This window comes from Streptomyces sp. NPDC050422 (genome assembly GCF_044458665.1).
GTDB lineage: Bacteria > Actinomycetota > Actinomycetes > Streptomycetales > Streptomycetaceae > Streptomyces.
The window spans coordinates 64,812-84,629 of sequence record NZ_JBITIE010000005.1 but is presented as its reverse complement, the minus strand read 5'-3'; the positions used below and the strand labels follow the sequence as shown (position 1 = coordinate 84,629).

18 protein-coding genes and 1 riboswitch are annotated in these 19,818 nt (G+C 73.0%); of the genes, 10 read left to right on the top strand and 8 right to left on the bottom strand.

Translation table 11 applies throughout. The features are described from left to right. The first annotated feature begins 157 nt into the window (after positions 1–157). Genes ACIBJG_RS08495 through ACIBJG_RS08485 form a run of 3 tightly spaced genes read left to right on the top strand, consistent with a single transcriptional unit; the run spans position 158 to position 5,017 of the window. Positions 158–1,207 carry an AAA family ATPase gene (locus ACIBJG_RS08495; RefSeq protein ID WP_399305586.1) on the top strand — a complete coding sequence of 350 codons (1,050 nt, stop codon included), beginning with the start codon at positions 158–160 and terminating at the stop codon, positions 1,205–1,207. Beyond that, positions 1,207–2,592, top strand: coding sequence for a DUF58 domain-containing protein (locus tag ACIBJG_RS08490; protein ID WP_399305583.1), 1,386 nt, complete (start codon positions 1,207–1,209; stop codon positions 2,590–2,592). The genes ACIBJG_RS08495 and ACIBJG_RS08490 overlap by 1 nt, the downstream gene beginning before the upstream one ends. A gap of 10 nt (positions 2,593–2,602) precedes the next feature. Next, positions 2,603–5,017 carry a DUF3488 and DUF4129 domain-containing transglutaminase family protein gene (locus ACIBJG_RS08485; protein ID WP_399305580.1) on the top strand — a complete coding sequence of 805 codons (2,415 nt, stop codon included), beginning with the start codon at positions 2,603–2,605 and terminating at the stop codon, positions 5,015–5,017. A 334-nt stretch (positions 5,018–5,351) separates the two neighbouring features. Here the strand turns inward: ACIBJG_RS08485 and ACIBJG_RS08480 are convergent, their stop codons facing one another. From ACIBJG_RS08480 to ACIBJG_RS08470, 3 genes are all read right to left on the bottom strand, one after another. Next, positions 5,352–5,750: a DUF3040 domain-containing protein gene (locus tag ACIBJG_RS08480; RefSeq protein WP_350998553.1), complete on the bottom strand. Its 399-nt coding sequence runs from the start codon at positions 5,748–5,750 to the stop codon at positions 5,352–5,354. Between the two features lie 284 nt (positions 5,751–6,034). Beyond that, positions 6,035–6,793: a methyltransferase gene (locus ACIBJG_RS08475; protein WP_399305578.1), complete on the bottom strand. Its 759-nt coding sequence runs from the start codon at positions 6,791–6,793 to the stop codon at positions 6,035–6,037. A 100-nt stretch (positions 6,794–6,893) separates the two neighbouring features. Beyond that, complete coding sequence (locus ACIBJG_RS08470; protein ID WP_399305575.1) at positions 6,894–7,421, bottom strand: SAV_6107 family HEPN domain-containing protein; 528 nt, start codon at positions 7,419–7,421, stop codon at positions 6,894–6,896. Between the two features lie 178 nt (positions 7,422–7,599). Between ACIBJG_RS08470 and ACIBJG_RS08465 the strand changes: the two genes are divergently transcribed. The 5 genes from ACIBJG_RS08465 to ACIBJG_RS08445 all read left to right on the top strand — a co-directional run bounded on the left by ACIBJG_RS08465 (position 7,600) and on the right by ACIBJG_RS08445 (position 13,653). Next, positions 7,600–8,424, top strand: coding sequence for an ATP-binding cassette domain-containing protein (locus ACIBJG_RS08465; protein ID WP_399306261.1), 825 nt, complete (start codon positions 7,600–7,602; stop codon positions 8,422–8,424). Next, positions 8,396–10,483: a YhgE/Pip family protein gene (locus ACIBJG_RS08460; protein WP_399305572.1), complete on the top strand. Its 2,088-nt coding sequence runs from the start codon at positions 8,396–8,398 to the stop codon at positions 10,481–10,483. The genes ACIBJG_RS08465 and ACIBJG_RS08460 overlap by 29 nt, the downstream gene beginning before the upstream one ends. A 29-nt stretch (positions 10,484–10,512) precedes the next feature. After that, positions 10,513–11,124, top strand: a complete 612-nt coding sequence (locus ACIBJG_RS08455) for a TetR/AcrR family transcriptional regulator (RefSeq protein WP_399305569.1) — start codon at positions 10,513–10,515, stop codon at positions 11,122–11,124. Between the two features lie 362 nt (positions 11,125–11,486). Then, positions 11,487–12,104 (top strand): DUF4126 domain-containing protein, encoded by a 618-nt coding sequence (locus ACIBJG_RS08450; RefSeq protein WP_399305566.1) that lies wholly within the window; start codon positions 11,487–11,489, stop codon positions 12,102–12,104. Positions 12,105–12,135: 31 nt separating this feature from the next. Continuing rightward, the gene (locus tag ACIBJG_RS08445) at positions 12,136–13,653 is read left to right on the top strand and encodes a phytoene desaturase family protein (RefSeq protein WP_399305563.1); all 1,518 of its coding nucleotides are present in this window, start codon (positions 12,136–12,138) and stop codon (positions 13,651–13,653) included. Between the two features lie 52 nt (positions 13,654–13,705). Here the strand turns inward: ACIBJG_RS08445 and ACIBJG_RS08440 are convergent, their stop codons facing one another. The 5 genes from ACIBJG_RS08440 to ACIBJG_RS08420 all read right to left on the bottom strand — a co-directional run bounded on the left by ACIBJG_RS08440 (position 13,706) and on the right by ACIBJG_RS08420 (position 18,078). Further along, positions 13,706–14,620, bottom strand: coding sequence for a hypothetical protein (locus ACIBJG_RS08440; RefSeq protein ID WP_399305560.1), 915 nt, complete (start codon positions 14,618–14,620; stop codon positions 13,706–13,708). Positions 14,621–14,670: 50 nt separating this feature from the next. Continuing rightward, the gene (metF, locus tag ACIBJG_RS08435; protein WP_399305557.1) at positions 14,671–15,588 is read right to left on the bottom strand and encodes a methylenetetrahydrofolate reductase [NAD(P)H]; all 918 of its coding nucleotides are present in this window, start codon (positions 15,586–15,588) and stop codon (positions 14,671–14,673) included. Positions 15,589–15,712: 124 nt separating this feature from the next. Continuing rightward, positions 15,713–16,366 carry a thiamine phosphate synthase gene (gene thiE, locus ACIBJG_RS08430; RefSeq protein ID WP_399305554.1) on the bottom strand — a complete coding sequence of 218 codons (654 nt, stop codon included), beginning with the start codon at positions 16,364–16,366 and terminating at the stop codon, positions 15,713–15,715. Positions 16,367–16,470: 104 nt separating this feature from the next. Then, positions 16,471–16,836, bottom strand: coding sequence for an Rv2175c family DNA-binding protein (locus ACIBJG_RS08425; RefSeq protein ID WP_399305552.1), 366 nt, complete (start codon positions 16,834–16,836; stop codon positions 16,471–16,473). Positions 16,837–16,905: 69 nt separating this feature from the next. After that, entirely contained in the window at positions 16,906–18,078 is a 1,173-nt protein-coding gene (locus ACIBJG_RS08420; RefSeq protein ID WP_399306259.1) for an NAD(P)/FAD-dependent oxidoreductase, read from the bottom strand. 201 nt (positions 18,079–18,279) lie between these two features. Then, positions 18,280–18,392: riboswitch (TPP riboswitch) on the top strand. Here ACIBJG_RS08420 and thiO point away from each other — a divergent pair. Both thiO and thiS read left to right on the top strand, forming a co-directional pair. Further along, the gene (thiO, locus tag ACIBJG_RS08415; RefSeq protein ID WP_399305549.1) at positions 18,390–19,571 is read left to right on the top strand and encodes a glycine oxidase ThiO; all 1,182 of its coding nucleotides are present in this window, start codon (positions 18,390–18,392) and stop codon (positions 19,569–19,571) included. (Overlaps the previous riboswitch by 3 nt.) Next, on the top strand, positions 19,568–19,816 hold the full coding sequence (thiS, locus tag ACIBJG_RS08410) for a sulfur carrier protein ThiS (protein ID WP_399305546.1): 249 nt from the start codon (positions 19,568–19,570) through the stop codon (positions 19,814–19,816). Before thiO ends, thiS begins: the two co-directional genes overlap by 4 nt. Positions 19,817–19,818 lie beyond the last annotated feature (2 nt).

The following is a 19,818-nucleotide window of genomic DNA, read 5'->3' as shown; positions in this document are numbered from 1 at the left end:
GCGGTAACGGCAACAAGAATGCGGGTGTGACACCCCGCCGGACCCCGTCCGGCGCGGTGTCCGTGTTTCGGGGTGGGCCGGGCCGCACAAGGGCGCCGGCCCGTGACTGGGGAATCCCGTGCTCTGGTGAGCGTGGGGCAGGGCCGAGGAGGGCCGGGTGACGACCTATGACGATCGAGCGAGCCTCACAGATCTGACCACCACAGCGGAGCGGGTGCGCAGGTCGGTGGAGAGCGTGATCGAGGGCAAGCCCGAGGTCGTGCGCCTCTCGCTGACCGTGCTGCTCGCGGAGGGCCATCTGCTGATCGAGGATGTGCCCGGAGTGGGCAAGACCATGCTGGCCAAGGCGCTGGCACGGTCCATCGACTGCTCGGTGCGCCGCATCCAGTTCACACCGGACCTGCTGCCCTCGGACATCACCGGTGTGTCCATCTTCGATCAGCAGCGCCGCGACTTCGAGTTCAAACCGGGCGCGATCTTCGCCCAGATCGTGATCGGCGACGAGATCAACCGCGCCTCGCCCAAGACCCAGTCCGCGCTCCTGGAGTCGATGGAGGAGCGCCAGGTCACCATTGACGGGCACACCTACGAGCTGCCCGACCCCTTCATGGTCGTGGCGACGCAGAACCCGGTGGAGATGGAGGGCACGTATCCGCTGCCCGAGGCCCAGCGCGACCGGTTCATGGCCAGGGTGTCGATCGGTTATCCCAGCGCCGAGGCCGAGCTGCAGATGCTCGACGTGCACGGCGGCGTCTCACCGCTCGACGACCTCCAGCCGGTGGCGCACGCCCACGACATCGTCAAGCTGATCGAGGCGGTGCGCTCGGTCCACGTCGCCGAGGCCGTCCGGCGGTACGCGGTGCAGCTCGTCGGGGCCACCCGCAACCACCCCGACCTCAGGCTCGGCGCCTCGCCGCGTGCCACCCTGCACCTGCTGCGCGCCGCCAAGGCCTCCGCCGCGCTGAGCGGCCGGGACTACTGCCTGCCGGACGATGTGCAGGCCCTTGCCGCCGCCGTCCTCGCCCACCGGCTGCTGCCGACCGCCCAGGCTCAGCTGAACCGCAGGACCGCCGAACAGGTGGTGCTGGAGATCCTGCAGCAGACCCCCGTACCGACGGCCTCGGGCGGCGCGGCCGTCCCGGTGCCCCAGCACCAGCCGGGCTCTGTGTACGACGGCCGGCAGCAGCCCGGCGCGCGGCGGCTCTGATGGCGGCCGGGGGGCCGCCCGCGATGGACGACAGCGACGACAAGGGCGGCCTGCGGGCCGCTCTGGGCGGCCTGACCACGCGCGGACGGTCCTTCCTCGCGGCCGGTGTGGCCGCCGCGGTCTGCGCCTATGTGCTCGGCCAGGGGGATCTGCTGCGGGTCGGCCTGCTGCTCGCCGTGCTGCCGCTGGTCTGTGTGACGGTGCTCTTCCGGACCCGCTACCGGGTCGCCGGCACTCGGCGTCTCTCACCGTCCCGGGTGCCCGCGGGCACCGAGGCGCGGGTCCATCTGCGGATGGACAACGTCTCGCGGCTGCCCACCGGTCTGCTCATGCTCCAGGACCGGGTGCCGTACGTGCTCGGGCCGCGGCCCCGGTTCGTCCTGGACCGGGTGGAGGCGGGCGGCCGGCGCGAGGTGTCCTACCGGGTGCGGTCGGATCTGCGCGGACGCTACCCGCTCGGCCCCCTGCAACTGCGGCTGAGCGATCCGTTCGGGATGTGCGAGCTGACGCGTTCGTTCAGCGCGTACGACACGCTCGTCGTCATCCCGCGGACCGAACCGCTGCCCCCCGTGCGGCTGGCCGGCGAGGCATCCGGTTACGGCGAGGGGCGGCAGCGGTCGCTCGCGCTGGCGGGTGAGGACGACGTTATCCCGCGCGGCTACCGGCACGGCGACGATCTGCGCCGTGTCCACTGGCGCTCCACCGCGCGCTACGGCGAGCTGATGGTGCGCCGCGAGGAGCAGCCGCAGCGGGCCAGGTGCACGGTGCTGCTGGACACGCGCCGGATCGCCTACCAGGGCACGGGGCCCGACTCGTCGTTCGAGTGGGCCGTCTCCGGCGCGGCGTCCGCGCTGGTGCACATGCTGGAGCGGGGCTTCGCGGTCCGGCTGCTGACGGACGACGGCACGGCGGTGCCGGGCGAGGGCGAGGGCGGTTTCGCCGGCTCCACCCAGGACTCGGCGGACTCGGCCGGACTGATGATGGACGCCCTCGCCGTGGTCGACCATTCCGACGGCGGCGGTCTCGCCCGCGCTTACGACGTGCTGCGCGGCGGCAACGAGGGCCTGCTGATCGCCTTCCTCGGCGAGCTGGACGAGGAGCAGGCCGAGGTGGCGGCCCGGATGCGCCGGCGCAGCGGCGGGGCCGTGGCGTTCGTCCTGGACAGCGCCGCCTGGATGCAGGGCGGCACGGCCGCCTCCGACGCGGCCTGCGAGCAACGGCTCAGGCAGCTGCGCGAGTCGGGGTGGACGGTGGTACCGGTCCGGCCCGGCATGGATCTGGCCCGGCTGTGGCAGCAGGCGAGCCATCAGGGTTCGCTGACCCAGTCCGCCGCCGTGGGCGGCACGACGGGTGGCACGACAGGTTTCTCCGGTGGTTGGTCATGAGAGGACGGTCATGAGCGGTCGTGGTCGGCTGGCCCTGTGCGCCTTTGCGGCGACGCTGATGGCGGCTTGTTCGATGCTGCCGCTGGTCGATCCCGTCACCTGGATCCTGCAGGCCTCGTTCCTGCTGGCCATCCAGGCGGGCGTGGGTGCGCTCGCCCGGCGGGTGCCGCTGCCGCGGCCGGCGACCGTCGCCGTACAGGCCTTGGTCCTGGTGGTGCTGCTGACCGTGGCGTTCGCCCGGGAGCAGGCGCTGGCGGGCTTCCTGCCCGGCCCGCAGTCCGTGCAGCGGCTCGTGGATCTGCTGACGGTGGGCGCGGACGATGTCGGGCGGTACGCGATCCCGGCACCGGACACGGCGGGCATCCGGCTGATGATGGTGGGCGGTGTCCTGCTGATCGGGCTCGCGGTGGACGCGCTGGCCGTCACGTTCCGCAGCGCCGCCCCGGCGGGGCTGCCCCTACTGGCCCTCTACTCCGTCGCCGCCGGCCTCTCCGACGGCGGGGCGGACTGGCTGTGGTTCCTGCTGGCCGCCTGCGGCTATCTGCTCCTCCTGCTGGCCGAGGGGCGTGACCGGCTCTCCCAGTGGGGGCGGGTCTTCGCCGGGGCCGCCGCGTCCCGGGGCGGAGGCCTGTCCTCCGGGATCGGCGCCTCGGGCGGCGGGGCGCTCGCCCCGGTGCGCACGGGGCGGCGCATCGGCGCGCTCGCCCTGGGAATCGCGCTGGTCGTGCCCGCGGCCCTGCCCGCGCTCGACAGCGGGCTGCTGGCCGGCAGGGGGGGCGGCAACGGCAAGGGGAGCGGTGGCGGCACCATCTCCGCCGTGAACCCGCTGGTCTCGCTGCAGAACAACCTCAACCAGCCGGAGAACCGGGAGGTGATGTCGTACCGCACCAACTCGACCGGTGTGCAGGACTTCTACCTCCGCATCCTCGCGCTGGACCAGTTCAACGGGACCGAGTGGCGGGCCTCGACCCGCCGGCTGAAGGACGTACCGAAGCGGCTGCCCAACCCGCCGGGTCTGTCGCCGGACGTCACGGTGACGGAGATCAGTACGAACATCTCCGCGTCCGCTTCGTACCAGCAGACGTACCTGCCGCTCCCCTACCCGGCGACCGAGGTGCGGGTCGGCGGGCGCTGGCGGTTCGAGCCCGAGGGCCGCACCCTCGTCGGGGACGACGGGGAGACCACCGGCGGCGCGCAGTACGAGGTCTCCAGCCTGGTCGTGCAGCCGACGGCCGACGAGCTCGCGAGCGCGGGCCAGGTCCCGGCAGCCCTGCGCCGCGAGTACACCCAGGTTCCGGCCTCCCTGCCCAAGGTGGTGAGGGAGACGGCCGACAAGGTGACCAAGGGGTCCGCCAACGCCTACGAGCAGGCGGTGAAGCTGCAGAACTACTTCGCCTCCGAGGGCGGCTTCACGTACGACACCGCGGTGAACTCGGGTACCGGGAGCGCGGCGATCGGCCGCTTCCTGAAGGACCGGCGGGGCTTCTGCGTCCACTTCTCGTTCACCATGGCCGCGATGGCCCGCACGCTGGGCATCCCGGCCCGGGTCGCCGTGGGCTTCACGCCCGGCACGGCACAGTCGAACGGCGCGATGTCGGTGGGTCTGCGCGATGCGCATGCCTGGCCGGAGCTGTACTTCGAGGGCGTGGGGTGGACCCGCTTCGAGCCCACGCCGACGCGTGGCTCCGCACCCTCCTACACCCTGCCGGACGCCCCTTCCGGTGACGCCGCCGATCCGGCCCTGCCGGACACGGATGCCTCGGCGGCGGTGCCGGCCGCGCCGTCCGCCTCGGACAGCTGCCCCGCGCAGATGCGCCGGCAGGGCGAGTGCGGCAGCTCCGCACTGCCGGGGGCCGCGGCGCCCTCGGACACGGGCCCGTCGACGGGGGTCGTCCTCGGGGTGGTCCTGGCGGCGGTGCTCGTCCTGCTGCTCCCGTTGCTGCCCATGCTCTGGCGCATCCGGGTACGGGCCAGGCGACTGGGCTCCTCCACCGGGCGCACCCCGGCGGACACGGCCGCGAGAACGCTGGCGGCCTGGCAGGAGATCACCGATACCGCCTGGGACCACGGCATCGAGCCGGACGAGTCCCAGACCCCGCGGAAGACCGCGGCAAGGGTGGTACGGGTGGGACAGCTGGACACCGAGGCGGCCGGGGCGGTGCACCGGGTGGCGGGCGCGGTGGAGCAGGTGCTCTACGCACCCGAGCCACGGCCGGCCTCGGGGCTCGCGGAGGACGCGCAGGCGGTACGGGCGGGCCTCCGGGGCTCCGCGGACCGGTTCGCCCGGTTCCGCGCGGTCGTGGCACCGCGATCGGCCGTCCGGGTGGTGTGGGCGGTGTCGGAGCGCCGGGCGGCACTGGCCGGCCGGTGGCAGGCACCTCGGCGACCGGCGTGGCTGCGACGCCCGTCCCGCCAGGAGGGCTGACGACGGCGCCCCGGGCAGAACCGCACTTCGGGTCCGCCCGGGCCTCGGGTCTGCCGGGGGCATAAAACCCCCAGGGCATCTGGTCCGCCCGTGGCATCTGGTCGGGGCATCGGGTCCGCCCGGGGCATCGGGTCAGCCCCGGGCGGCAAGCCCGCCCTGGGGCATCAGGCCACGGCCGCCCTGGAGCATCAGGCCACGCCCGCCCTGGGGCATCTGGCCCGCCCCGGGCGTCGGGTCCGCCCGAGCATCAGGCCCGTAGGCCTCCGTGCAGGCGCACGCGTGAGGGGCGGTCGCAGAAATGCGACCGCCCCTCACCCATAAGTGTTCCGAGCGCTTACTGGCCCTGCTCATCACGGCGGCGCTGCCACCGCTGCTCGATCCGGTTCATCACGGACCGGCGCTGTTTGGGCTGTCGCCGTTCGCCCGCACCGCCCGCACGGACTGCCTGCTGCTCGCCCGGCTTCGGCGCTTTGCGCCAACCCGTCACCGCGAGCACCGCGCAGCCCAGCATGACGAGGAATCCCACCACGCTGATCCAGATCTGCTGGGCGACCATTCCGGCCATGAGGAGCGCGATTCCCACCAGGAAGCCAGCAACTGCCTGGTAGACCCGTCGCCGGGTGTATGTACGCAGCCCACTTCCCTCGAGCGCTGTCGCGAACTTGGGATCTTCGGCGTACAGCGCTCGCTCCATTTGCTCGAGCATTCGCTGCTCGTGCTCCGAGAGCGGCACGGAGTCCTCCTCGTCGTCGGCCGCGGGGGGCGGCCGGTATGCGGCCCTTCCAGGATAGGCAGGGAATCGCCCCCGTGAAACCCGCCCTCATTGCCAATCAGCCAGTCCGGGCCGCCACGACGGCTCAGCTGCTGAGGCGTTGATTCCCCAACCTCCGATCCGTCATGCCGGATGGTGTCCCCCGATCATACGGGGCCAAGGCTCCGATCGGGGCTGCTGGGGCGTACTCCGTCTGCAGCTGCGTTGCTGATCAGCCACGCTGCCGTCGCGATCCGGCCAGTGGCTCAGGCCCGCCTGGTGCCCAGAACGTGGAGCTGGGTCGCCACCGAGTGGAACGCCGGCAGTTCGGCGGCAGCCGTCTCCAGCTTGAGCAGGGCCTCCATCGCACCCGGCTCGGTGTCCACCAGCACGCCCGGCACCAGGTCAGCGAAGACGCGCACCCCGTGGACCGCGCCGATCTCGACGCCCGCGCCCTCGACGAGCTGGGTGAGCTGCTCCGCCGTGTACCGCCGCGGCACCGGGTCACCCTCGCCCCAGCGGCCGGCCGGGTCACTGAGCGCGTGGCGGGCTTCGGTGAAGTGACCGGCGAGCGCCCGGGCCAGGACCGCGCCACCGAGCCCGGCGGCGAGCAGACTGAGGGCGCCGGACGGGCGGAGCGCATCCGCCGCGTGCCGAACGCCCTCGGCGGGGTCGTCCACGTACTCCAGGACTCCGTGGCAGAGCACCGCGTCGTAGCCCCCGCGCCCGACCACGTCGAACAGGCCGAGGATGTCGCCCTGCACCCCGTGGACCCGGTCGGCGACGCCGGCCTCGGCCGCACGGCGCTCCAGCGCGAACAACGCGTTGGGGCTGGGGTCGACGACGGTGACCCGGTGGCCCAGGCGCGCGACGGGCACGGCGAAGTTCCCCGTACCGCCGCCGGTGTCCAGCACGTCCAGGGCGTCCCTGCCGGTCGCCTTGACCTGGCGGTCGAGAGCGTCCTTGAGGACCTCCCAGACCACGGCGGTACGGAGGGAGGCGCGGGGGCGCAGCTGGTCCGACACGGCAGTTGACTCCTCGGCACGGTGCCGCCGCTTAGGGCGGGGCGTGAACAGCGCAGGTGATAGGTCCTGTCCACCCTATTGCCTCGCACCGCCGTCACCGTCATCCCGCATCGGACCGCTCCCCGCGGGGTTGCGGGAGGACCGGCTGGAGCACCAGCAGCCGCTCCACCAGCCGCAGGAACATGGCCGCGTCGCGCAGCAGATCGTCCGCGTCGCGTCGCCCGGCCGCGCCGGGTATGCCCGCCTCCGCCCGGGCCCGGCGACGGGCACCGGAGGCGAACAGCGCGCTCCACTCGGTGAGCTCGGGGGCGATCTCCGGCAGGACCTCCCAGGCGCTTCGGATCCGCTCCCGGCGCCGCCGGGAGGTCTCGGGGCGCCCGCGGACGGCGAGCACCGCGGCGGCGGTGCGCAGCGCGGCGAGGTGGGCGGTGGCATAACGCTCGTTCGGCACGTCGAGAACAGCTGCCTCTTCGAGGCCGGCACGGGCCTGGGCGAGGAGATCGAGAGCGGCGGGCGGCGCCGTGGTGCGCCGGAGTACGGGGTGGACATCGTGCGCCGGACCGGTCGGTGAGGGGGCAGGGCCGTCTGCGCGGCGTCGCGGAGCAGCTGCTGCGGACGAGTGGGCCATGACAGAACCTCCTGTCTCGTAACGGCTTCGTGGCCGTCTGTATCCATCGTGACGGCCCCCACTGACAATCAGCTCCGATCCCCAGCTGACCTGGCCTTTTGCTTCGATCGCACATTCGGACTATCTTTTTGTACTGACCGGTCAGTACAAAAAGAGACGGGGAGGGTCTGTGGACAGCCTGGACAGCCCGCACGGAGCAGCTGTCGCCGCCGACGGCTTCGGCCTCAAGGGGCCGCGCGGATGGACGTTCCGGGGCGTGACGTTCAGCGCCGCCCCCGGGTCCCTGATCGCGATCGAGGGCCCGTCCGGCTCGGGCCGCACCTGCCTGCTGCTCGCCCTCACCGGACGGATGCGCCCCACCGACGGCGAAGCCACGACCGGCGGCCTGCGCCTGCCGCGCCGGGCCGCCGCCGTACGCCGCGTCGCGGCGCTGGGACCGGTCCCCGGGGTCAGCGAACTCGACCCGGCGTTCACCGTCGCCGAGCACCTGCGCGAACGCGCCCTGCTGCAGCGCCGCTTCGACGGCTCGCTGCGCGCCCTGCTGCGGCCGCGCCGCGAGCGCGTCGCCACGGCCCGGGCCCGGATCGACGCCGCACTGGAGGCGGCCGGGCTCGACCTCGCCGCCCTGCCCAAGGCCGAACGGACCTCCGTACGGGATCTGGAGCGGCTGGAGGCGCTGCGGCTCTCCAGCGCCCTCGCGCTGATCGGCCGGCCGCGGCTCCTCGCGGTGGACGACACCGACCTCAAGCTCTCCGACGCCGAACGCGCTGAGGCCTGGGAGCTGCTGCGCTCGCTCGCCGCAGACGGCACGACCGTGCTGGCCGTGTGCAGCCAGGCTCCCGAGGACGCCGTCACCGTGCGCACCGGCGCGACCGTCACCGTGCGAACCGGCGGCACCGCCGCGACGGAGCCCACCGACATCCCCGGGGAGCCCGCGTCGCCGGCCGCCCCGGCACACGACGAAGGGACGGCCGATGCGTTCGCCGAGACTGGCCTCGCTTGAGCTCCGGCGCTTCGGCAGGGGAAGGCTGCCGCGCGCCGCACTGGCCGCGCTCCTGCTGCTGCCGCTGCTCTACGGCGCCCTGTACCTGTGGTCCTTCTGGGACCCCTACGGACGCCTGGACCGCATCCCGGTCGCGCTGGTCAACGACGACAAGGGCGCCACCGCCGCGGGCAAGCGCCTCGTGGCCGGGGACGAGATCACCGGCAAGCTGCTCGACTCCAAGGTCTTCGAGTGGCACGAGGTGAGCGCCGCCGAGGCCGACAAAGGCGTCGAGGACGGCACGTACTACCTCTCGCTGACCATGCCCTCGGACTTCAGCCGGCGCATCGCCTCCAGCGCCGGCGACTCCCCCGAGACGGGCGCGCTCCAGGTGCGCACCAACGACGCGAACAACTACATCGTCGGCCAGATCTCCCGGACGGTCTTCTCCGAGGTCCGCACCGCCGCGTCCACCAACGCCTCCCGCGGCTTCCTCGACCGGATCTTCATCAACTTCTCCGATCTCCACGACGCGACGGCGAAGGCCGCCAAGGGCGCCGCCGACCTCGAGGGCGGAATCGGCAAGGCCAAGAAGGGCTCGAAGGACCTCGCGGACGGGCTGAAGGACGCGAAGGCCGGCAGCAGCCGGCTGGCCACCGGCATCGTCCGGCTGAACAAGGGCGCGGGCGATCTGGAGACCGGCTCGCGCCAGGTCGCGGACGGCACCCAGCTGCTCGCCGACAAGGTCAACGGGGTGGCCGCCGACGTCCGCCCGTTCCTGAAGGACAACGGCAAGGCGATCGGCGACACGGCCCGGCTCGTCGCCGACTCCTCGCAGACCGTACGGGACAACCTCGACCTGCTGGTGAAGGCGGCGCCCACCGCCGCCACCGCTGCTCACACGGCCTCCGACGACCTCACCGAGGTCCACCGCACCCGCTGCGAGGAGCAGCCGCTCCCCGACGCAGCCGTCTGCGCCCCGCTGAAACGGGCCGTGACGGCGGCGGCCGATGTGGCCGCCGTGGCCGACGACGTGAACGTCCTGGTCAAGAACCAGAACGGGGACCTCAAGAAGCTGCGCACCCAGCTGACCACCCTGCAGAAGCAGGCGAACGCCCTCGCCGAACGCTCTCCGCACCTGGACGAGGACCTGGAGAGCGCGGTCAAGAAGGTCAACGCGCTGAACGCCGGCGCCCACAAGGTCGCCAAGGGCGCGGACCAACTGCACACCGGCCTGGCCACGGCCAAGACGGGCTCCGCCGAGCTGAACACCGGCGTCGGCGACCTCAAGAAGGGCGCGACGAGCCTGGACGGCGGCATGATCCGGCTCGGCGACGGTTCGGCCACGCTCGCCAAGGGGCTCGACGACGGCGCCGGCAAGATCCCGGACTACGACAAGAAGGACCGCGACGCCCGTACGGAGGTCATGGCCGACCCCGTGCAGCTGGCCTCCCAGTCGCTGCACGCCGCCCCCAACTACGGCACCGGCTTCGCCCCCTACTTCATTCCGCTCTCCCTCTGGGTCGGCGCGATGGTGGCGTACATGCTGATCCAGCCGCTGAACCGGCGCGCCCTGGCCGCGGGGGCGCCCGCGTGGCGGATCGCCTTCGCGGGCTGGCTGCCGGTGGCCGCGATCGGTCTGCTCCAGGTGGCCGCGCTGATGTCCGTACTGCACTGGGGGCTCGGCCTGCAGATGGCGCACGCAGCCGGGACCATCTGCTTCCTCGCCCTGGTCACCTGCTGCTTCGGCGCGATCGTGCAGTGGCTGAACGCCCGCTTCGGGGCGGCGGGCCGCATCCTCGTCCTCGCCGTGCTGATGCTCCAGCTGACCTCGGCCGGCGGCACGTACCCCGTACAGACGAGTCCCGGCTTCTTCAACGCGATCCATCCGTACCTGCCCATGAGCTACATCGTCGAGGGTTTGCGCCGGCTGATCACGGGCGGCGGACTCGGCCCGGTCTGGCAGGGCTGTGCGGTACTCCTGGCCTTCACCGTCGGAGCGCTCGCGCTGACCGCCGTCTCCGCGCGCCGCAAGCAGGTCTGGACCCTGGACCGGCTGCATCCGGAGCTGAGTCTGTGAGCGCTCCGGGACCTGTGAGAATCAGGAGCATGGAAAGCAGTAGCGCCACACGCCGCCAGGCCACCCGGCAGAAGCTCTACGAAGCGGCCGTGACCCTCATCGCCGAGAAGGGCTTCTCCGCCACCACGGTGGACGAGATCGCCGAGCGCGCCGGGGTCGCCAAGGGCACGGTGTACTACAACTTCAAGAGCAAGACCGAGCTCTTCGAGGAGCTTTTGCGCCACGGAGTCGGGCTGCTCACCTCCTCGCTGCGTACGGCGGCGGAGGAGACCGACGAGCGCGGGGGCAGCCGGGTCGAGGCGCTCGACGCCATGATCCGGTCCGGTCTGGTCTTCATCGACCGCTACCCGGCCTTCACCCAGCTGTACGTGGCCGAGCTGTGGCGAACCAACCGCGCCTGGCAGGCCACCCTGCTGGTGGTGCGTCAGGAGGCCGTCGCCGTGGTCGAGGGGGTCCTCAGGCAGGGTGTCGAGGGCGGCGAGCTCAGCGAGGAGATCGACATCCCACTGACGGCGGCCGCGCTGGTCGGCATGGTGCTGGTGGCGGCGCTGGACTGGCAGGCGTTCCAGCCGGAGCGGTCGATCGACGACGTGCACTCCGCGCTGTCCCTGCTGCTGCACGGGCGGGTCAGCGGGCGCTGACCCCGGCTCGCCCCGGACCGCGGACGCACGGAAGGCGCCGGCCGGACGGGGCTCGATCCCCCCGAGCCTCGCCCGACCGGCGCCTTCCGTGCAGCCGGAGGACCTTCCCCCGTGACCCCGTTCTCCCCCGTGGCCCCGAGTCCTCCGCCGTGCACCCCCGTTCGGAAAGGAGTGCCGCACCCGCTCCGCCGCCCCGTGCCGGCGGTACCGGCGCAGCGCCCCTTCCGTGGTCCCCACTCTGCCGTCCGCGCAGGTCGCACCCCATCCGCGTCCCTACTCATCTCACGCCCTAGGTACAAGTACTCAGGGCTGCGTACCCGAGCCCTCCCACCCCGGTACGCCGCCTGGTTACGATCACCCCCGTGTCCGTACTCCCCCTGGTGTTCACAAGTGGCTGGGCGAGCGGGATCAACGCCTACGCGGTGGTCCTCCTCCTCGGCATCTTCGGCGCGACCGGTGTCACCGACGAGGTGCCCGCCTCGCTGCAGCGCACCGATGTCCTCGTCGTGGCCGCTGTGCTCTTCCTGTGCGAGGTGGTGGCCGACAAGATCCCGTACGTGGACTCGGTCTGGGACACGGCGCACACCGTCATCAGGCCGGTCGCCGGGGCGGTCGTGGCGGCGCTGCTGGCGGGCGAGAGCGGTTCGCTGCCGGAGCTCGCCGCCGGGGCCATCGGCGGGTCCACCGCGCTGACGAGCCATCTCGTGAAGGCGGGCACCAGGATGGCGGTCAACACCTCCCCCGAGCCCTTCAGCAACATCGCGGTGAGCATCGCCGAGGACCTCGGGGTCGCCGGGATCGTCACGTTCGCCGTATTCCATCCGTGGATCGCGGCGGGAATCTCCGCGGCGCTGCTGCTGCTCGGCCTGGTGATACTGGTCTTCCTGGCCTCCCGGATCCGCCGTTTCCTGCGCCGCAGGGCACAGCGGCGCGAGGAGAAACGCCTGGCGGAAGCGGTCTCCCACCGGCCTGACGGCTGAGCTGTCGGTGGCAGCCGTTAAGGTCGCTGGCATGGCACGTATTGCGGTGATCGGCGCCGGGTTGGGCGCGATGTCGGCGGCGGCCCGGCTGGCCGTGGCAGGCCACCGGGTGACGGTCTACGAGCGGTCGGAGACGTTCGGCGGCTCGGTCGGCCGCCATGCCCTGGAGGGCTTCACGTTCGACACCGGTCCCGGCCTGCTCCATCTGCCCGCCGTCTACCGCGACCTGTTCGTGAAGACCGGCAAGGAGCCGCTGGAGCGGTGCGTCACCCTGACCCAGGTCGACCCGGCGAGCCGCCACGTCTTCGCGGACGGCACCGACGTGTCCCTGCCGAACGCCTCACGGGCCGGTGTCGTCGCGGCCCTGGACGCCGCGCTCGGCGGTGGCGCGGGCGCGGCCTGGGGCGCGTTCCTCGACCGGGCCGGGGACGCGTGGGACCGGTCCCGGCGGCCGCTGCTGGAGGAGCCCCTGCGCCCCGACTGGCAGGTCCTGACCCGCGACCCGTATCCGGCGCCCGTGCGACGGCGGCTGCTGCGCCCCGCTCTGCGGGCCGGCACGGTGAGCGAGATCGGCTCCTGGGAGTTGGCGGACCCCCGGCTGGCTGCCCTGCTGGACGGGTACGCGCTGTCGTACGGTCTCGACCCGCTGCACGCCCCGGCGAGCGCGGCCCTGCTGCCGTACATGGAGGAGACGTTCGGCAGTTGGTACGTCTCCGGCGGCATGCGGGCGCTGGCGCAAGCGGTGTACGAGCGGTGTCTGGCCCGGAAGGTGGAGTTCGTCTTCGGCGCGGAGGTGGCCCGGGTCCTGGAGAAGGACGGCCGGGCGGCGGGCGTGGAGCTGGCGGACGGCACGGTCGCGGAGGCGGCTCACGTGGTGCTGGGGGCCCGGCCGCATCCGGGCCTGATGCCCGCTCAGGAGCTCTGGCAGGACGGGGACGTGACGGTGCAGCCCCGCCCGGAGGGCGCCGCCCCGACGGGCCGGTTCCTGGTGCTGCTGTCGCTGCGCGGCGCCCGGCCCGCGGATGCCGCGCACCGGACGCTGGTGCATCCGGCGGACGGGGCGGCCGAGCGCGAGGCGGTGTTCGGCGGCCGGCCGGCCGCGCACCCCACCGTCACGGTGCTGCGCCCCGACGACCCGTCGACCCGCCCCGACGAGGCCCACGAGGCCGTGACGCTGACGGCGACGGTCGCCCCGCACGGCCCGGTGGACTGGACGGACCGGGCCCTGCGGGCGCGGTACGCGGAGACCCTGATCGACACCGCGAGCGCGGCCGTTCCGGGACTGCGGGACCGGGTGCTGCACATGGAGGTGCGGACGCCCGCGGAGTCGGAGGCCGAGACGGGTGCGCCGGGCGGCGCGGTCCCCCCGCCCGCGCTGGCGGGCGCCGGAGGGGGCTGGCTCCACGCGGGCAATCGCACCCGGCTGCCGGGGCTGCTCCTGGCAGGCGGCTGGTCGCACCCGGGCGGCGGGCCCGCCCACGCGGGGATGTCCGGGGCACTGGTCGCGGGGATCGTCGTCGAAGGGGACGGGTTCCGCGGATCGCAGTGACCGCTGCGGGCCGGGCGCGGCCTCCGCCCGAGCGGGGACCGGCGCCCGGGACTCAGTAGCGGTACTGCTCGTTGTGGCCCGTGTCGTAGCCGTTCGGGTACGGCGCCGGCTGGGCGGGCTGCTCCGGAGCCATCGGCGGATACTGCTCGCCCTCCCGCTGCTGCGGCACCCAGACTCCGCCCGGCGGGGTCTCGGAGGCGTACGGCTGGGACTGGGCGTACGACTGCGGCTGGGCGTACGGGTCGGCGAACTGCTGGCCGCTGCCGTAGCTGTCGTAGTTCCCGTCGTTCCCGTACGTGCCGTACTGCGGGGTGCTCGCGGTGGTACCAATGTACGGGTCGGAGTACGCGGCGTACTGCTGCTGGTCCGTGCCGTAGTCGTACTGACCGGCTCCCGCGTAGGTGTCCTGGCCCGCGTAGAGGTCCTGGCCCTGCGCCGGGTAGCCGGCAGGGTCGGTGTACGGGTCGTACGCGGCGTACTGCGGCTGTCCCTGGGGCTGTTGGGGCTGTTCCTGCCGGCGGGGTTCGGTGTAGATGCCGTACTGCCCGGTGTCGTCCGGCAGCGGCTCCGGAGCGTAGACCTCGGCCGGCCCGGCCTGCGGTGCGGCCTCCGGCGGTGGCGGTGCCTGGTGGTCGTACTCCATCTCCAGGTCCGAGACCTGGAGCGTGGGCTCGCGGTCGGCTCCGGAGCGCCGGCGCCGGCTCTCCCCGGGGCTGCCCCCTATGGCCCAGCCCGTCGAGAAGCCGCGGCGGAAGGAGAGCGTGACGTACGTCTGCCCCGTCGCGAAGGCGATCGCACCGACGACGATGACGAACACGGACGGCATCAGGACACCGATGACGACACCGACGAAGCCGGTGAAGGCGAGCAGGCGCCAGCGCAGCCGCGCCTTGTACTGCAGCAGCACCTCACCGAGCAGCCACAGCGCAACGATGCCGAACGCGATGTAGAGGACCGTCCAGCCCATGCCCGCCCCCTTCTACGGCCACCGCCCCGGGTCGCGGCGGGTACGGCCGGTCACGACTGCTTGTGCAGTCCGAGATTCTCGTAGATTTCGAGCGTCGCCGTCGAGTTGTTCAACGTGATGAAGTGCAGCCCGGGGACACCCTCGGAAAGCAGCTTCGCGCAGAACCGCGTTGCGAAGTCGATGCCAATGGAGCGTACAGCGGCGGGATCCTCCTTGGCGGCGAGGATGCGTTCTTTCAGGTCCGCGGGCAGGGTCGCGTTGCTGAGCTGCGCGAATCTCTCCAATTGCCGGACGCTCGTGAGGGGCATCACCTCGGGAATGACCGGCGTTTCGCAACCCGCAGCGACCACCCGGTCACGCATCCGGAGATAGGCGTCCGGGTCGAAGAACATCTGCGTGATCGCATAGTCCGCACCGGCACGGCACTTGTCCACGAAATGCCGGATGTCGGTGTCCCAGTCCTCCGAGCGCGGATGCCGTTCGGGGAATGCGGCGACGCCGACACAGAAATCACCGGATTCCTTGATCAGTCGCACGAGATCCGCCGCGTACCGCACGCCCTGCGGGTGCTCGACCCACGGGCCCATCGGGTCACCCGGCGGGTCTCCGCGCACGGCGAGGATGTTCCGGATTCCGGCGTCCGCGTACTGACCCACCATGTTGCGCAGTTCGGCGATGGAGTGGTTGACCGCCGTGAGGTGCGCGACCGGGGTGAGCGTGGACTCGGCGGCGATGTCCTGGGTCGCCTTGACCGTCCCGGCCCGGGTGGAGCCGCCGGCTCCGTACGTCACGGAGACGAAGCTCGGTCCCACCGCCTCGACCCGGCGCAGCGCGTTCCAGAGGTTGCGCTCACCCTTCTCGGTCTTGGGCGCCCAGAACTCGAAGGAGTACGAGGTCTTGCCGGTCGCGAGCATCTCACGCACGGTGCGCGCGTGATCTGTCCTGGTGGAGGGTGTGCCAAGGGCCATACCGGCAGGTTAACCAGGGCGAGGCGGGCTCCCCACCGAACTGGGGCGATTTGACTTGATTGCCCGAACTTTGTCCACGCTTCGGACACTCCCGTCCCGAACAGGCCCCCGGCCGTCCTCCCGGTCACGCCTCGGCGCGGTCCCGGATCCTTCCCGCCAGCCCGGCGGCGGCCGCCGCCGGATCGGACGCCTCGGTGACGGCCCGCACGACGACGACCCGGCGTGCTCCGGCTTCCAGCACCTCGTCGAGGTTGCCGGCGTCGATGCCGCCGATGGCGAACCAGGGGCGGGCGGGGGCGAGCGAGGCGGCGTAGCGGACGAGGTCCAGGCCGGGGGCGTACCGGCCGGGCTTGGTCGGCGTGGGCCAGCAGGGGCCGGTGCAGAAGTAGTCGACGCCGGGCTCGGCGAGGGCCGCGTCGACCTCGGACTCGGCGTGCGTGGAGCGGCCGACGACCACGTCCTGGCCGACGATCGCGCGGGCGGCCGGGACCGGCAGGTCGCCCTGGCCCAGGTGCAGCACGTCGGAGCCGATGGCGTGGGCCACGTCGGCCCGGTCGTTGACGGCGAGGAGCTTGCCGTGGCGCTTGCAGGCGTCGGCGAAGACCGCGAGGTGTTCGAGCTCCTCGGCCGCCTCCATGCCCTTGTCGCGCAGCTGGATGATGTCCACGCCGGAGGTGAGGACCGCGTCGAGGAACGCGGGGAGGTCGCCCTGGCGCCGGCGGGCGTCCGTGCACAGGTAGAGCCGGGCGTCGGACAGCAGCGTGCGAGGCGTGGACATGGTGCGGTTCCCCCCGGGGACGACGATGGCGGTGGTTCGGTGTGGTGCCGCGCGGGAGGCGGGCCGCGACATGCGGCCCGCCTCCCCTGTGCGGCGCCGGTCTCTCAGACGGCGAGCGCCTGGGCGCGACGCTTCACCTCCGTGCCGCGGTTCTCACTCAGTGCCTGCGCGGGCGTGCCCGGCAGACTCGGGTCGGGCGTGAAGAGCCATTCCAGCATCTCCGCGTCGGAGTAGCCGTCGTCCCTCAGGAGCGTCAGGGTCCCCGAAAGGCCCTTGACCACCTTGTCGCCGTCGATGAAGGCGGCAGGCACCTGGAGCGCCCGGTTCTCACCACGTCGTACGGCAATGAGCTGGCCGTCCTTGACCAGCTGGCGCACACGCGTCACCTCGATATCGAACATTTCTGCGATGTCGGGGAGGTGGAGCCAGGCGGGGACGAGAGCATCGATCTTTACGTCAATCTCGGTCACGGGGACAAGCGTGCCATCCCGGACCGACAGTCGGTACCCGGGCCGACCGTACGGGGCGTCGGGCGGGCGTCAGAGCGTGGCCGATTTCAGGGGTACGGAGGGGTCGGCGACCCGCTCGGGGACGAGTTCCGCCCCCGATTCGACGAGTTTGCGGCCCTGTGCCAGATCGCGCGGACGGCCAACCGCCAGTACGGCGACGAGCGCGCCGCCCCGGAGCCAGCACACCGTCCACGTCGCTTCGGAAGGGTCGCCGCGCCACACCAGGGCGTCGGCCCCCGTGTGGTGACCCGCGTACTGGACGAAGCGGCCGAACTGCTCGGACCAGAAGTAGGGCACGGGGTCGTAGACCGGGGGCTGCCCCTCGCCCTCCCGGACGACAGCGGCGGCGACGGTCCGGGGCCCCTGAAGGGCGTTGTCCCAGTGGTGGACGAGCAGCCGCTCGCCGTACCGGGCCGAGGGGAAGGATGCGCAGTCCCCGACCGCGTACACGTCGGGGAGCGAGGTGCGCAGCGATGCGCCGGCGGTCACCGATCCGTCCGGGCCTCGTTCGATCCCCGATCCGGCGAGCCACCCGGTAGCGGGCCGGGCGCCGATGCCGACGACGACCGCGTCCGCCGGGAGGGTGCGGCCGTCGGTCAGGACCACGCGGCCGGGTTCGATGCGGGCGACGCGTGCGCCGGTGAGGAGCGCGGCGCCGCTCTCGGCGTACCAGCCGGCCATGGGGGCGGCGACCTCGGCGGGCAGCGCGCCGGCGAGCGGGCGGTCGGCGGCCTCGACCACGGTGACCGCGCAGCCGGCCGCGCGGGCGGCGGTGGCGAACTCGGCGCCGATCCAGCCCGCGCCGACGACCACGACGTCGTGCTGCCGTTCGAGGACCGGGCGCAGCCGGGCGGCGTCGTCCAGGGTGCGCAGGAGGTGGACGCCCGGGACACCCTCCGAGCCGGGCAGCACCAGGGGTTCGGCGCCGGTGGCGACGACCAGGACGTCGTAGGGGACGGGCCCGTCCGGGGTGTCCAGTTCGCGGTCGGCCGCGCGCAGTGCCGTCACGTCGAGGCCGAGCCGCAGGGTGATGCCCAGCGCCTCGAAGTCGATGTCGAAGGCCGAGTCCTCGGCCTTGCCGAGAAGGACCGCCTTCGACAGGGGCGGCCGGTCGTACGGCTGGTGCGGTTCGGCGCCGATCAGCGTGACGGGGCCGGTGAAGCCCTGTTCGCGCAGGGCCACGGCGGTCTGCACGCCCGCCATGCCCGCTCCGGCGATCACGACGCGGCGGCTGCGTCGCGATCCTGTCTGCTGCTGTCCGGTCTGCTCGTCCACCCGTCCACCTTAAGCACCTGACACAACGTCAGGAAGTCGGTTCCCGTGACGCGCCCACCGGATCGCCGTCCCCGCGCCGGCGTCCGCTCCCTTGCAGGCGGCGTGGGGCAGGGGTTTAGGGTGGCCGTGCACATCACTCGCGGGAGCCCGGACGGACCGGGCTGAGAGGGAGGCTGGACGGCCTCCGACCGTACGAACCTGATCCGGGTCATGCCGGCGAAGGGAGGGGCTGGACGCCCATGCGCATACACCGGACGAACGGGTCGGACGTCCTCGTCATCGGGGGCGGCATCATCGGCCTGGTCACCGCCTGGCGGGCCGCCCAGCGCGGCCTGGTCACGGCGGTCGTGGACCCCGCACCGGGCGGCGGTGCCGCACAGGTCGCGGCCGGCATGCTGGCCGCCGTCACCGAACTCCACTACGGCGAGGAGATGCTGCTCGGTCTCAACGTCGCCTCCGCCGCACGCTATCCGGCGTTCGCGGCCGAGCTGGAGGCGGCGAGCGGACAGGAGATCGGCTTCCGCGCCTGCGGCACCCTGGCCGTCGCGCTCGACGCCGACGACCGCGCCCATCTGCGGGAGCTCCACGCCCTGCAACGCCGCTCGGGGCTGGAGTCGGAGTGGCTCACCGGTCGTGAGTGCCGCCGTCTGGAGCCGATGCTCGCGCCCGGCGTACGCGGCGGGCTGCGGGTCGACGGCGACCACCAGGTCGACCCGCGACGGCTGGCCGCCGCGCTGCTGACGGCGTGCGAGCGGGCCGGGGTCACCTTCCACCGCCAACGGGCCGAACGGCTCACGGTCACGGGCGGCCGGGCCACCGGAGTCGAGCTCGCCGACGGCAGGGAGGCGGCAGCCGATCAGGTCGTGCTCGCGGCGGGCAGCCTCAGCGGCCGGCTCGCGGGGGTGCCGGAGCACGTCCTGCCCCCGGTCCGCCCGGTGAAGGGCCAGGTGCTGCGCCTGACCGTGCCCACCGCGTACGCCCCCTTCCTCTCCCGCACCGTGCGGGCCGTGGTCCGGGGCAGCCACGTCTACCTCGTACCGCGCGAGAACGGCGAACTGGTCATCGGCGCCACCAGCGAGGAGATGGGCTGGGACACCACCGTCACGGCAGGCGGTGTGTACGAGTTGCTGCGCGACGCGCACGAGCTCGTGCCGGGCATCACGGAGCTGCCGCTCACCGAGACCGTCGCCGGTCTGCGCCCCGCCTCCCCCGACAACGCCCCGCTGCTCGGCCGCACCGCGCTGCCCGGCCTGCACCTCGCCACCGGCCACCACCGAAACGGGGTGCTGCTCACCCCCGTCACCGGGGACGCCATGGCGGAGCTGCTGGCCGGAGGCGAGCTGCCCGAGGTGGCCCGCCCCTTCTCCCCCGGCCGTTTCTCACCCGCCGCCGCCCCCGTACGTCAGGAGCAGCCCGCATGACCGAGCCCGCCCCCCTCTCCGCCTCCCCCTCCGCCTCCCCCTCCCTCTCCGTCTCCGTGAACGGCGAGGCCGTCGCCGTCGCGCCGGGCACCACCCTGGAGGCCCTGGTCGCCTCGCTGACCCGCGCGCCCTCGGGCGTCGCGGCCGCCCTGAACGAGACCGTCGTACCGCGCGGCCAGTGGCCCGCGGCCGCGCTCGCCGACGGCGACCGGGTCGAGGTCCTCACCGCGGTCCAGGGAGGCTGACC

Coding starts and splice junctions, on each gene's coding strand:
- metF (WP_399305557.1), bottom strand. CDS start 15,588: ATGGCCCTTGGCACACCCTCCACCAGGACAGATCACGCGCGCACCGTG.
- ACIBJG_RS08445 (WP_399305563.1), top strand. CDS start 12,136: ATGGCACGTATTGCGGTGATCGGCGCCGGGTTGGGCGCGATGTCGGCG.
- ACIBJG_RS08485 (WP_399305580.1), top strand. CDS start 2,603: ATGAGCGGTCGTGGTCGGCTGGCCCTGTGCGCCTTTGCGGCGACGCTG.
- thiS (WP_399305546.1), top strand. CDS start 19,568: ATGACCGAGCCCGCCCCCCTCTCCGCCTCCCCCTCCGCCTCCCCCTCC.
- ACIBJG_RS08460 (WP_399305572.1), top strand. CDS start 8,396: ATGCGTTCGCCGAGACTGGCCTCGCTTGAGCTCCGGCGCTTCGGCAGG.
- thiE (WP_399305554.1), bottom strand. CDS start 16,366: ATGTCCACGCCTCGCACGCTGCTGTCCGACGCCCGGCTCTACCTGTGC.
- ACIBJG_RS08470 (WP_399305575.1), bottom strand. CDS start 7,421: ATGGCCCACTCGTCCGCAGCAGCTGCTCCGCGACGCCGCGCAGACGGC.
- ACIBJG_RS08440 (WP_399305560.1), bottom strand. CDS start 14,620: ATGGGCTGGACGGTCCTCTACATCGCGTTCGGCATCGTTGCGCTGTGG.
- ACIBJG_RS08420 (WP_399306259.1), bottom strand. CDS start 18,078: ATGGCGGGCGTGCAGACCGCCGTGGCCCTGCGCGAACAGGGCTTCACC.
- ACIBJG_RS08490 (WP_399305583.1), top strand. CDS start 1,207: ATGGCGGCCGGGGGGCCGCCCGCGATGGACGACAGCGACGACAAGGGC.
- ACIBJG_RS08455 (WP_399305569.1), top strand. CDS start 10,513: ATGGAAAGCAGTAGCGCCACACGCCGCCAGGCCACCCGGCAGAAGCTC.
- thiO (WP_399305549.1), top strand. CDS start 18,390: ATGCGCATACACCGGACGAACGGGTCGGACGTCCTCGTCATCGGGGGC.